Origin of the sequence: Sulfitobacter sp. CB2047 (assembly GCF_000735125.2) — a bacterium.
GTDB lineage: Bacteria > Pseudomonadota > Alphaproteobacteria > Rhodobacterales > Rhodobacteraceae > Sulfitobacter > Sulfitobacter pontiacus.
Genome location: NZ_CP072613.1, coordinates 2,081,803 through 2,093,254 on the forward strand (window position 1 = coordinate 2,081,803; position 11,452 = coordinate 2,093,254).

13 protein-coding genes are annotated in these 11,452 nt (G+C 61.9%); 4 read left to right on the top strand and 9 right to left on the bottom strand.

Annotation, left to right across the window (positions count from 1 at the left end; genetic code table 11):
- Nucleotides 1-71: 71 nt before the first annotated feature.
- Entirely contained in the window at nucleotides 72-620 is a 549-nt protein-coding gene (infC, locus tag IV89_RS10305) for a translation initiation factor IF-3 (protein WP_037944998.1), read from the top strand.
- Between the two features lie 79 nt (nucleotides 621-699).
- On the opposite strand, the gene IV89_RS10310 is transcribed toward infC, so the two are convergent.
- The 6 genes from IV89_RS10310 to IV89_RS10335 form a co-directional block, all read right to left on the bottom strand.
- Nucleotides 700-2,697 carry an OmpA family protein gene (locus tag IV89_RS10310; RefSeq protein WP_037944046.1) on the bottom strand — a complete coding sequence of 666 codons (1,998 nt, stop codon included), beginning with the start codon at nucleotides 2,695-2,697 and terminating at the stop codon, nucleotides 700-702.
- Between the two features lie 162 nt (nucleotides 2,698-2,859).
- Nucleotides 2,860-3,651 carry a xanthine dehydrogenase family protein subunit M gene (locus IV89_RS10315; protein WP_005853008.1) on the bottom strand — a complete coding sequence of 264 codons (792 nt, stop codon included), beginning with the start codon at nucleotides 3,649-3,651 and terminating at the stop codon, nucleotides 2,860-2,862.
- Between the two features lie 152 nt (nucleotides 3,652-3,803).
- A complete protein-coding gene (locus IV89_RS10320) occupies nucleotides 3,804-6,167 on the bottom strand; it encodes a xanthine dehydrogenase family protein molybdopterin-binding subunit (RefSeq protein WP_037944045.1) in 2,364 nt (787 codons plus the stop codon).
- A gap of 192 nt (nucleotides 6,168-6,359) precedes the next feature.
- Nucleotides 6,360-6,845 (bottom strand): (2Fe-2S)-binding protein, encoded by a 486-nt coding sequence (locus IV89_RS10325; protein WP_005853005.1) that lies wholly within the window; start codon nucleotides 6,843-6,845, stop codon nucleotides 6,360-6,362.
- A 131-nt stretch (nucleotides 6,846-6,976) separates the two neighbouring features.
- Nucleotides 6,977-7,960: a molybdopterin-binding protein gene (locus tag IV89_RS10330; RefSeq protein WP_037944043.1), complete on the bottom strand. Its 984-nt coding sequence runs from the start codon at nucleotides 7,958-7,960 to the stop codon at nucleotides 6,977-6,979.
- Nucleotides 7,957-8,925, bottom strand: coding sequence for an XdhC family protein (locus tag IV89_RS10335; protein ID WP_037944041.1), 969 nt, complete (start codon nucleotides 8,923-8,925; stop codon nucleotides 7,957-7,959). The genes IV89_RS10330 and IV89_RS10335 overlap by 4 nt, the downstream gene beginning before the upstream one ends.
- 154 nt (nucleotides 8,926-9,079) lie before the next feature.
- Between IV89_RS10335 and IV89_RS10340 the strand changes: the two genes are divergently transcribed.
- From IV89_RS10340 to grxD, 3 genes are read left to right on the top strand one after another with little or no spacing between them, the layout of a single operon-like run.
- Nucleotides 9,080-9,316, top strand: coding sequence for a BolA/IbaG family iron-sulfur metabolism protein (locus IV89_RS10340; RefSeq protein WP_005853000.1), 237 nt, complete (start codon nucleotides 9,080-9,082; stop codon nucleotides 9,314-9,316).
- Nucleotides 9,317-9,320: 4 nt separating this feature from the next.
- Nucleotides 9,321-9,566, top strand: coding sequence for a hypothetical protein (locus IV89_RS10345; RefSeq protein ID WP_009826787.1), 246 nt, complete (start codon nucleotides 9,321-9,323; stop codon nucleotides 9,564-9,566).
- Nucleotides 9,563-9,925 carry a Grx4 family monothiol glutaredoxin gene (gene grxD / locus IV89_RS10350; RefSeq protein WP_037944040.1) on the top strand — a complete coding sequence of 121 codons (363 nt, stop codon included), beginning with the start codon at nucleotides 9,563-9,565 and terminating at the stop codon, nucleotides 9,923-9,925. The genes IV89_RS10345 and grxD overlap by 4 nt, the downstream gene beginning before the upstream one ends.
- Nucleotides 9,926-10,029: 104 nt before the next feature.
- Here the strand turns inward: grxD and IV89_RS10355 are convergent, their stop codons facing one another.
- Genes IV89_RS10355 through IV89_RS10365 form a run of 3 tightly spaced genes read right to left on the bottom strand, consistent with a single transcriptional unit; the run spans nucleotide 10,030 to nucleotide 11,296 of the window.
- Entirely contained in the window at nucleotides 10,030-10,386 is a 357-nt protein-coding gene (locus IV89_RS10355; RefSeq protein WP_037944039.1) for an MliC family protein, read from the bottom strand.
- A complete protein-coding gene (locus IV89_RS10360; protein WP_037944037.1) occupies nucleotides 10,383-10,796 on the bottom strand; it encodes a cell division protein ZapA in 414 nt (137 codons plus the stop codon). Before IV89_RS10360 ends, IV89_RS10355 begins: the two co-directional genes overlap by 4 nt.
- Nucleotides 10,796-11,296 carry a hypothetical protein gene (locus IV89_RS10365; protein ID WP_009826783.1) on the bottom strand — a complete coding sequence of 167 codons (501 nt, stop codon included), beginning with the start codon at nucleotides 11,294-11,296 and terminating at the stop codon, nucleotides 10,796-10,798. Before IV89_RS10365 ends, IV89_RS10360 begins: the two co-directional genes overlap by 1 nt.
- Nucleotides 11,297-11,452 lie beyond the last annotated feature (156 nt).

Genomic DNA, 11,452 nt, shown 5'->3' on the forward strand with positions numbered 1-11,452 from the left:
ACTTGAAGAAGACCATGAGCAGGTTTACCTTCCGTGCTCGACATCAGTACAACAATCAAAGGACGACCATCATCGCTCGCAGACCGCATAACGCGCCGCCGCAAAGAGACACCGGCCCGCGCATCAACGAAAATATCCGCGCCAACGAAATCCGCCTGATCGGTGCGGATGGGGAAAACGTCGGCGTCGTGACACCGGATCGCGCCATGGAAATGGCTGTTGATGCCGGACTTGATCTGGTCGAGATTTCGCCCAATGCCAACCCGCCCGTGTGCAAGATCATGGACTTTGGCAAATTCAAGTATGAGACGCAAAAGCGTGAAGCCGAAGCGCGCAAGAAGCAAAAGATCATCGAGATCAAAGAGGTCAAGTTCCGCCCGAACACCGATACCAATGACTATGACGTCAAGATGCGTAACGTGTTCAAGTTCCTCGACAATGGGGACAAGGTAAAGATCACGCTGCGGTTCCGCGGCCGTGAGATGGCCCACCAGAACCTTGGCCGCGAGCTGCTTGAACGCGTTGCCGAAGATACCAAAGAAGTTGGCCGCGTTGAAAACTTCCCGAAGATGGAAGGCCGCCAGATGGTCATGCTCATCGGGCCGCTGCCAAGCAAATAATTCCGGGTCTTACAGTCCCGAGACGCAAAAAACCCCCGCAGTTTCCTGCGGGGGTTTTTCTATGTCTTGAAAGTCGCGGTTACTGACGCAGCAGACCTGTGATGTTGCGCACAACCGCACGACGGTTGGCGGGTTCGGCGGTCTCGGTCGGTACTTTCAACGCGCTTTCACCGTAGCCTTGGGTGATCAGGTTGGCTGGCGGCACGTCAAAATACTCGGTCAGGGCCAATGCAACGGTCTCGGCACGACGGTCAGACAGCGCAAGGTTGTAGCCCGCATTGCCAACCGCATCGGTGTGCCCTTCCACAAGGATCACAGTGCGCGGATCATCCTTGATCGCATTGCTGATCGCGGTCCCGATCTTGGACAGCGCCCGGGCCTGTTCAGGCTGGATGGCAGCCGACCCTGTGGCAAAACGCACAGCGTCCAGCTCGATCTCTGGTGCTAGGGCACGGACCTGACGGACATCACGCACCTGACGCAGCGAATACCGCTGGGCCTGATCCCCACGCAACTGCGTTTGCAACGCGGCACGCAGCGCTTCCTCGTTCTGCTGGCTGGCCAGCGTATTGGCCTGCGGACGGACCTGAGGCAGCTCGTTCACCACGATACGCTCTTCGGCTTGTGTGTCATCGAACAGCACATATTCATTGCCCTGTGGATCGACGTTGATCCGGCGCAATACGGTGCCGTCCCGACCCAGAATGGTCACGATCTTGCTGCCGTTAGGCTTGATCACAGTGGTGCGCGAAGAGCCGTCGTTGAACGTCTCGCGGCGGACTTCGTCACCGGCCTGACGCACAAGCGCATCATCGTCTTTCAAAACGCGCAGATCCCCATTCGGATCTTCAACAACCAGACGGTCACCCGAGTTGCTCACGACCTTAGAGCCGTTGTTCAGGATCGACCCGACAGCCACGGCACCGATGCCGACAAGCAGGGCTTTCTCGAACTTGCTCAGCCCGTCGTCGTCATCCTTTTTGGCTTGCGTATTGGCTTCGGCAGAGGTGTCACCGGTGACGGCCGTCGAAAATTCTTCGCTCGACGCGCGTGTGTCTTCTTCGGTGATCTCTTCTACCACTACATCGGCCTTGGCTTCACCACTGTCAGCAGCGGCGGCGGCTTCGGCAGCAGCGGCTGCATCAGCGGCGCGCTGTTCCTGACGGGCTTCTTCCGCAGCCTGTTCGGCGGCCAGATCAGCGGCGATCTGCTCTTCCGTTTGCTGCTGGGTTTCGGCCTCTGCCTGAGTTTCAGTGTCGGAAGAGCTGTCTGCCGGCACGTCGGTCTGGGCTTGGGTTTCTTCGGTCGACTCAGTCTCTGTCGGCTCTGCCTGAGCTTGCGCCTCTGCGTCTACGCCAGCATCGCTTTCAGCGGCAGGGGTATCTGCCTGTGTCTCGGCAGACTGCGCTTCAGGGCTTTCCGAGGTTTCGGCAGCCGCAGCGGCGTCTTGCTCTGCCTCGGCTTCGGCTGCAGCCTTGGCTTCAGCGTCTGCGGCGATCTGTGCAGCGACCGCATCCTCACGCTCTGCTTCGGCCTGCGCTTCGGCGGCAGCAGCTTCCTCGGCCTCGGCGGCTTGTGCGTCTGCAGCGGCCTGAGCTTCGGCGGCCTCTTGTTCAGCGGCCTGCGCGGCGGCGGCAGCTTCTGCATCGGCTGCAGCTTGCGCCTCAGCAGCTTCTGCTTCGGCGGCAGCGGCGGCGGCCTCTGCGTCGGCAGCGGCTTGCTCTTCCGCGGCGGCTTGGGCTTCTGCGGTGGCAGCGGCTTCGGCCTCGGCGGCGGCGGCGGCCTGCTCTTCCGCGGCGTCTACGGTTTCAGCGGCGGCTTCTGCATCGGGCTCGGCTTGCGCTTCGGTCTGGGCTTCCGCCTCAAGACCAAGAGCCTGCGCCAGATCACCGTCGGCACGCAAGGTCATCATCTGATCCGCATCGGCCACGACACTGCCGTCAGGCAGCACGCATGGGAACACGGTTTGCTCCCCTTCGGCCACGCAGCTTTCTGTTGTCTGGGCAAAACCACCTGTGGGCAAGGCCAGCGCCAAACACATGGTCAAAGAGGTCGTCGATTTCAAAAGTTTATACATTCCTAATCCTCACGGGGTTATGGACGCCGTTCGGGCAGCGTTACGGCACAACACCGGTGCTGCAAAATCGTTCCCAACACTGCGCAAGTGATAATCATCCAGACAGCAAAAAACCGCCCCAAGGCTTCCCAAGGGGCGGTTTTCATTGAAGTATCCAGCCGCTTAGGTCAGCGCGGCAACTGCCCGTTTTGTCATCACAGCAACCAGATGCGCACGGTAGTCACCACTGCCGTGCAGATCGCTGATCATACCGTCACCGGGCAAGCTCAACCCCGACAGGGCATCCACGGCAAAACTCCCGCTCAGCGCGGCTTCTGCATCGCTCCACCGGAAGACGCCATCCTCCGACGCCCCCGTCACCGCGACCCGCACACCGTCAGCGAATTTTGCTACAAACACGGCCACCAGCGGGAAGCGCGAGGCAGGTTGGATGAATTTTTCGTAATGCGCCTTCTCGGGGATCGGGAAACGCACTTCGGTGATGATCTCGCCCTCGTCCAGAGCGGTGGCGAACATCCCCTCAAAGAAATCATCCGCCGCGATCTCGCGCGCGTTGGTCACGATCGTCGCACCGCTGGCAAGCACCCCTGCCGGATAACAGGCCGAGGGGTCGTTATTCGCGACCGATCCGCCGATGGTGCCACGGTTGCGCACGGCCGGATCTCCGATCCGCGCGGCCAGACTGGCCAGCCCGGGGTAATGTGCCTCTGCCTCTTTGGCGACGGTCGCATGTACGGTACCCCCACCGATACACAGACGACCGTCATCGCCCATACGCACGCCGCGCATGTCCTCGATCCCGCTCAGCGACACCAGAACCGACGGCATCGCCAAGCGCGCCTTCAGCGTGGGGATCAGCGTTTGCCCGCCGCTCAGCGGTTGCGCCTCGTCCTGCCCCAATGCCGAGACCGCCTCGGCCACTGTCGCGGGTTTCACTACATCAAAATCATACATCTTGCGTCCTTCCAATCTCAGAGCGGGCCTTGGCCTCTGCGCCGCTCTTCATTTTGCCAATAAACTCCGGGGGCGCGGGGGCTGGCCCCCGCTGTACCTATTTTTTTCGCGCCACAGCGCGAAGGGGCAGCCCCCCGCCTTGTCTCATCCTCTTATCCGTTCATCGCCGCCCAAACCCGCGCCGGTGTGACAGGCATGTCGATATGCCCGACATCCTTACCGCCCGATCGCATGGCGTCCAACACCGCATTTACCACCGCAGGCGGCGATCCGATGGCCCCTGCCTCACCGCAGCCTTTCACGCCCAAGGGGTTGTGCGTACAGGGCGTCTGGCACGAATGGTCAACGGTATAGAACGGCAGATCGCTGGCCCGTGGCATCGCGTAGTCCATGTAGGACGCGCTGAGCAACTGACCGTCGCTGTCATAGGCGCAATTCTCCATCAGCGCTTGCCCGATGCCTTGCGCGATCCCGCCGTGGACCTGACCGCTGACGATCATCGGGTTGACGATATTGCCAAAGTCATCCGCCGCCGCAAAACGGTCAATGGTGACATGGCCGGTTTCGGGGTCCAACTCGACCTCGCAGGCATAGGCACCGGACGGATAGGTAAAGTTCGAGGGATCGTAGAAAGCCGTTTCCTCTAGACCGGGCTCGATATCCTCCAGCGGGTAGTTATGCGGCACATAGGCAGCCAGCGTCACATCCCCCCAAGCAACGGATTTATCCGTTCCTGCCACGGTAAAGGCCCCGTCTTTCAGCTCGATATCCCCTTCCGAGGCTTCCAGCAGGTGCGACGCGATCTTGGTGGCCTTGGCGATAATCTTTTCTGTGGCGCGGACCATGGCCGACCCGCCAACCGCAAGGGAGCGCGAGCCGTAGGTGCCCATCCCCATCGGGGTGTTGGCCGTATCGCCATGCACGATCTCGACCATCTCTTCGGGGATACCGATCATCTCGGCGATCACCTGCGGGAAGGCGGTTTCATGCCCCTGCCCGTGGCTGTGGCTGCCGGTCATCACGACCAGACCGCCCGTGGCATTGACCCGCACGGTGGCGGATTCATACAGACCCGCCCGCGCGCCAAGCTGCCCCACAAGGTTCGAGGGCGCGATGCCGCACGCCTCGATATAGCAGTTCACGCCGAACCCACGCAGCTTGCCCTTGGCCTCGCTTTCCTTGCGGCGCGCGTCGAAACCGGCGAAATCGGCGATCTCTTCAAGCTTGTCCATCGTGGCCACATAATCGCCCGTGTCATATTCCACCGCGACCGGCGTGGCATAGGGGAACTCGGTGATGAAATTCTGTCGCCGCAGCGCAATCGGGTCGACCCCAAGCTCATGGGCGCATTTATCCACCAGCCGTTCCAGCTGATAGGTTGCCTCCGGTCGGCCCGCGCCGCGATAAGCATCGACGGGCACGGTATTGGTAAACACGGCCTTTACGTTCACATAGATCAGCGGCGTTTTGTAGTTGCCCGCCATCAAGGTGCCGTGCAGCCATGTGGGCACCGACGGCGCGAAGGTCGACAGATAAGCCCCCATATTCGCGTAAGTGTCCGTGCGCAGCGCGGTAAAGTTATTGTCCGCGTCCAGCGCCATCTGGATCTTGGTCACATGGTCGCGCCCGTGGGCGTCGGACATGAAGGCCTCGGACCGGCTGGAGGTCCATTTCACCGGACGGTTACAGGCTTTGGCGGCAAAGGTGCAGAACGCCTCTTCCTGATAGTGGAAAATCTTGGTGCCGAAACCGCCGCCCACATCGGGGGCCACGACGCGCAGCTTGTGTTCGGGGATGCCCAGAACAAAGGCCCCCATCAGCAGGCGGATCACATGGGGGTTCTGGCTGGTGGTGTAAAGCGTATGATCGCCTGTCCCGCGTGCATAGTCGCCGACGGCGACGCGCGGCTCCATCGGATTGGCGACCAGACGGTTGTTGACCAGTTCCAGCGTGGTGACATGGGCCGCGTCGTCAAAGGCCTTGTCCACGGCAGCCTTGTTCTCTTCGACAAAGCCCCAATCGTAGCAAAGGTTCGAGGTCAGATCGTCATGAACCTTGGGCGCGCCTTCCTGCACGGCCTGCTTCATATCGACGACGGCGGGCAGATCGGTGATGTCGACGACGATCGCCTCTGCCGCATCGCGGGCCTGCGACAGGGTTTCCGCCACGACAGCCGCAATCGGTTCGCCTACGTGTCGGACCTTGCCTTCGGCCAGCACGGGGTGGCGCGGCTCTTGCATGGGCTCGCCATGCTTGTCCGTGACCTGCCAGCCGCAGGGGATCGACCCGACCTCGGCGAAATCGGCACCGGTAAAGATCTTCACGACCCCCGGCATCCCTTCTGCTGCGGATGTATCGACCGAATTCAGCACCCCATGGGCGATATCCGAGCGCAGAAAGAACACATGCGCCTGTCCGTGCAGGTTGATATCGTCGGTATAATTCCCCTCACCGGTCAAAAACCGGATATCCTCGCGCCGCTTGCTGCTGGCACCAATTCCGCCGTCCTTTGGCATGGTCAATTCCTCCCTATGGGGCACGGATCGGGTCCGCACCGTCGTATGTGGCTTTTGCGTTTGGCTTTATTCTTATGTCGTCAATCTATGGGTTGCTGCGGTTCCCCGTTTGTGTGGGAAAGCGCGGTTTTCAGGATGGGTGCGCCGTGTCCTCCCGCCCCTGCATCAACAGGGCCGCACGTCGCACGGTGGTTATTCGGCAGCCAGCGCGCTGACGTCCTGACCGGATGCGGCCATGATCGCTTTGACGATGTTATGGTAGCCGGTGCAGCGGCAGATATTGCCGTCCAGATAGTGCCGGACCTCTGCCTCGGTCGGCTTGGGGTTGTCTTTCAAAAGCGCCGAGGCTGACATGATCATGCCCGGTGTACAAAAGCCGCATTGCAGCCCGTGGTGGTCCTGAAACGCCTGTTGGATCACTGTCAGCGATCCATCGGGGTTGGCCATGGATTCGATCGTCTTGACCTCGGCCCCGTCCGCTTCGACCGCGAGCATGGTGCAGGCCTTGACCGCCTCGCCGTTGACATGAACCACGCAGGCCCCGCACTGGCTGGTGTCGCAGCCGATATGCGTGCCGGTCAGGCTCAGGTTTTCGCGCAGGAATGACGCCAGCAACGTGCGCCCTTCGACGGCACCGGATGCAGGTTTGCCGTTCACGGTCATTTTGACCTCGGTCATGATGTTCCTCCCGTTTTATGTCATGTGTTGGGTAGAGTTAAGCACGCCAAAGGGGCGTTGAGAACAGAAATTTTTCGCATGGGTTGAACTTCGCGGGCGCGGCGCGGCGACGGGCCTTGCGTCAGGGTCGGTCAGCCGCGTCTTGGTTGCGGACGGGTGGCGATCTCTTTCAGCAGGCCGCCCACCCCCATGCGGGCGATATCGCGCGGGGATACCTCTATGCCGCAGATCACCCGCGACAGCACCCAATCCGCCCCATTCAACGCAGGAGAGCGCGCGCAGCCCGGCAGGCCGATCACCGGCCTATCGCCCATCTGCCCCAGAAACAGCAGATTGCCCGGGTCAACCGGCATGCCAAAGCGCGAGACCTCTCCGCCCGCGGCGCGCAGGGCCTGCGGGGCCACGTCATCAATGTCAGAGGTGGCAGAGCCGGTGAGGATCAGCGTCAGCGCCGTATCCGCCGCCGCAATGGCATCGCGCAGGGCGGTGACCTCATGCGGGACCATAACGACTTTTTTCAGATCCACATTCAGCGCAGAAAGCCGGTCTGCGATGGCCTTTTTCCCCTTATCACCCGCGCCGCCGTCAATCTCGGTGATGATCAGCGTCGCGTCCTTGATTTGCGGCGGCACCAGCCGGATCGCGCCACGTCCGGCATCACAGGCGGCGGCAAGATCGCTTTGCGCGACGGCGTAAGAGATAATCTTGATCGTCGCCACCATGCCCCCCGCTGCCATCTGCTGGAATGGCGGGACCGTGGCCAGCGTGATCATCGGGTGCACGGCGTTCAACGCTTCAAGCGCGCCCACATCCAGCTGCGCCACCCCCGGCCCATCGGCCAGCAGGTTCACGCGACCGGTAAAGGCGCGTGTCATCGTCAGATGGGGATGCGCCGCCAGCACGGCCTGCGCCACCTGTGCCGCGGCGGTGTTTTCATCCACATCCCCTGACGCGAGCTGCGCCACAATGATGCGGTCGATGCCCTCTGCCCGAAGCGCGGCCAGATGGGCGGTCTCTAGCCGTAACCCCTTGCGCAAACGGCCCGAGGGCAATGCGATGGAATGAGCCAGCACGGCACCCTCGGCCTGCGCCGTGTCGATGGGGCCGAACTTCACGGTTTTCTCAGGGCTTGGATCATCTGCGACAGGATCGACACCGCGATCTCGGGCGGGCTGGCGGCCCCGATGTCCAGCCCGACGGGGCCGTTGATGCGCGCGATGTCGGCGGCGGGAAACCCCGCCTCTTCCAGCCGTGCCACGCGGGAGGCATGGGTGCGTTTCGATCCGAGCGCCCCGATATAGAAGGCGTCAGACCGGAGTGCGATATGCAGCGCGGGGTCGTCCAGTTTGGGGTCGTGGGTCAGCAGCACAATTGCGCTGCGGGTATCAACGCCGACGGTGTCCATCGCCGCGTCCGGCCAGTCGTTGATCACCTGTGCATCGGGAAAACGCGCTTGCGATCCAAACGCCTCGCGCGGGTCGATGACCACGGCGTCAAAGCCCGCGACCTGCGCCATGGGCACCAAGGCTTGCGCGATATGTACCGCCCCGACGATCACCAGCCGCAGCGGCGGGTTGTGGATCGCGACAAATGTATCGCCATCCTCTTCAACGCCGGAACGGTCCATGCGAAAGCGGTCTGCATAGCCGCCCGTGACTAAACGCCCCACCCCGCCCGACAGGGGCACCTGATAGGCCACGGGCTGGCGCGCGGCGCGGGCGCGGACGAGGTCGCCCAGAACGTCAAACGGCATCGCCTTTGCGCCCACAGGTTCGACCAACACGCGAATCTTTCCGCCGCAGGCCAGCCCCACGGCAAAGGCGTCGCCATCGCTCACGCCATATTCCAACAAACGCGGCGTGCCGTCCTCGATCGCCTCAAGCGCTTCGACCACCACGGCCCCCTCGACACACCCGCCCGAGACAGAGCCCTGCATCTCGCCATCCGCGGCGATGGCCAGCTGCGCGCCAACCCGTCGCGGGGCAGAGCCCCATGTCTCCACCACCGTGGCCAGCGCGGCCCCGCGGCCCGCTTGCGCCCATGCATAGGCGCGTTCCGGTGCGTTCTCGAAAATCTCCATGGCGGGTGGTCTCCTTACCTTGTCGCGGCGGCGACTGTTCTTATGTAGGGCGTCCCATGCCCCCGCTCAATGAGATAACGGGGAGATAACTTGCACGCCGCCCTGCACACTACTACATCTTGGGCAATGACATGCCAGACGGAGCGCCCCACACATGCCCATGCAAGCCCGCGAAATCGAAGACCTGCTGCGCGAGACCTTTCCAAACGCCAAGATCACCGTCGAAGGCAATGACGGCGTGCATATGGCCGCGATGATCATCGACGAAAGTTTCCGTGGCCAGAACCGTGTGCAACAGCAACGTGCCGTCTATGCCGCGCTCAAGGGCCGGATGGATGGATCGAACGGCGATTTGCACGCGCTGGCGCTGACAACCAAAGCGCCGGATTGATCCGGTGGACCCGATCCTGGTGCTGATCCTCAGCGTCTTGGTGCTGATCGTGGCGGTTCTGCGCGGCCTACAGGCGCTGAAACACACACGCGATACCGAACGCGGATCAAAGCCGGGCAAGGGCTATCACGAAATTGACGCGACCTATCATTCGGGTGGCGGCGGTGGCGGACATCAGACCAACTACCGCATCCCCCGCGACCCTCAAGAATACGCGAAACGCTTTATACCAAAGGACAAATCGAAATGACCGACGCAAAGACGCAAATTCAGGAAACCATCACCGCCAACAATGTTGTGCTGTTCATGAAGGGCAACAAGACGATGCCGCAGTGCGGGTTCTCGTCCCGTGTGGCGGGCGTGTTGAACTATATGAATGTTGACTACACCGATGTGAACGTATTGGCCGACGAAGAGCTGCGTCAGGGGATCAAGGATTTCTCTGACTGGCCCACCATCCCGCAGCTTTACGTCAAAGGCGAATTCGTCGGCGGCTGTGACATCATCACCGAAATGATGCTGTCGGGCGAGCTGGACACGCTGCTGGAAGACAACGGCGTCGCCTTTGACAAAGAAGCAGCTGACAAGATCCGCGAAGCCAACGGCTAACGGCTAACAGCTAACGATCGGCTGACAAAAAAACGGGTGCGCCTTGGTTCAAGGGGCACCCGAACCGCGCCACGCAAACCGGCGCGCGCGCGGTATAGAACGCGTCACCGCGCCTGACACGCCGCATAGAGCGTGACATCCTCATCCGCCGCCGCATCATGCCAGAATAGCGTCGCGGCGTCCCCCTTGGTCCACCAGACATAGCCAGAACCGTCCGAGGGCCATGCATAGCGCGCCCCTGATGCCGCGCGGGTCCGGACCAGCGTAACCATGCGGTTTTCCACATAAAGCACAGCCGTCGCCTCCCCTTGTTCGGGAGTGGTATAGGAAACCGGCACCTCGACCCCGCGCTCGCAGATATAGGTGGCGGTGACCGGCATGGCCTGCGCCAAAGCGCTGCCCCCTACCCCGAACCACCACGCCGCCGCGGCCCCGAATGCGATGGCGCGCGGCAGGGTCACTGGGCCCCGTCTTGGGCCTTATCTCGGGCCTTGTCTTCGATCTCGCTCGCCAAGGCTTCGGCGCGGGCAGCCATTTCGGCAAGGCTGTCGGTGACGCTTTGCGGGATGACAGGCACCTCGATCCGCTCGGGCTCCACCACGACATTGCGCAGGCTTGCAAGTTCTGCGTCACGCTCTGCCAGTTCGGCGCGGGCGTCCTTGATCTTATCCTCGACGCTGGCGGTTTTATCGGCAAGCAGCAGGCCCGCCATCAACAACATCCGCGCTTCGGGCATCCGGCCCACCTGATCCGACAGCACCTGCGCTTCATCGTCGAGCATCTTGGCTGCGGCGTGCAGGTAGTCTTCCTCGCCCTCCTGGCAGGAAACTTCGAATTGGCGACCGCCGATAGAGATGGAAACTTCGGGCATCAGGCAGACTCCTCGGCAGTGGGAACAAGCGGGGTAAGAACAGAGAGGATCGCGTCCGCTTCTGCCACATCGGCGCGACGGGCGGCATGCAGCGCGTCAAGCTCTGCCTGCAAGGCGGCATTGATCAGATCGGCGTCCCCCACCCCTTCGGCATTGGCTTCGCGCAGCGCAGCGCAGGCATCGGCCAGCTGCGCATTGGCGCGGCGCACCCGCTGGATTTCCAGATCAAGCTTTTCGGTCTGGGCCTGTGCCGCGGCCGCACTGTTGTTGCGCGCCTGTGCTGTGGCCAGTTCAGCCCGCAGATGCGCGGTTTCATCCTCCAGCCGCTTTTTCAGGGCAGTGACCTGTTCAGAAAGCTCTGCGTTGACAGCGCGTTCCTGCGCCAGTTCTTCCGAAAGATCGGGGACCTCCGCCTTGGCGACGGCCAGTTTGTCAGCTCCGCGCGATGCCCTTTCAAGCGCCGCCAGAATACGGCCTTGCAAGTGTTCTATGTCGCTCATCGCAGGGTTCCTCGTAAAACGTCGTATGTCAGTCGTAAAATGCAGTTTGCCAACCATCGAATCGCTGGTCAACGTGGTTTCCGCTGATCCTACCGAAACCAAAGGCGGAATACTGCCCCTTTAAGAACAATGCCTTGGCCCGGCGGAAAAGCTCTG

Excerpts from the sequence above, each read along its gene's own strand:
- IV89_RS10310 (WP_037944046.1), bottom strand. The coding sequence starts at position 2,697 with ATGTATAAACTTTTGAAATCGACGACCTCTTTGACCATGTGTTTGGCG.
- IV89_RS10315 (WP_005853008.1), bottom strand. The coding sequence starts at position 3,651 with ATGTATGATTTTGATGTAGTGAAACCCGCGACAGTGGCCGAGGCGGTC.
- IV89_RS10320 (WP_037944045.1), bottom strand. The coding sequence starts at position 6,167 with ATGCCAAAGGACGGCGGAATTGGTGCCAGCAGCAAGCGGCGCGAGGAT.
- IV89_RS10325 (WP_005853005.1), bottom strand. The coding sequence starts at position 6,845 with ATGACCGAGGTCAAAATGACCGTGAACGGCAAACCTGCATCCGGTGCC.
- IV89_RS10335 (WP_037944041.1), bottom strand. The coding sequence starts at position 8,925 with ATGGAGATTTTCGAGAACGCACCGGAACGCGCCTATGCATGGGCGCAA.
- IV89_RS10340 (WP_005853000.1), top strand. The coding sequence starts at position 9,080 with ATGCCCATGCAAGCCCGCGAAATCGAAGACCTGCTGCGCGAGACCTTT.
- grxD (WP_037944040.1), top strand. The coding sequence starts at position 9,563 with ATGACCGACGCAAAGACGCAAATTCAGGAAACCATCACCGCCAACAAT.
- IV89_RS10360 (WP_037944037.1), bottom strand. The coding sequence starts at position 10,796 with ATGCCCGAAGTTTCCATCTCTATCGGCGGTCGCCAATTCGAAGTTTCC.
- IV89_RS10365 (WP_009826783.1), bottom strand. The coding sequence starts at position 11,296 with ATGAGCGACATAGAACACTTGCAAGGCCGTATTCTGGCGGCGCTTGAA.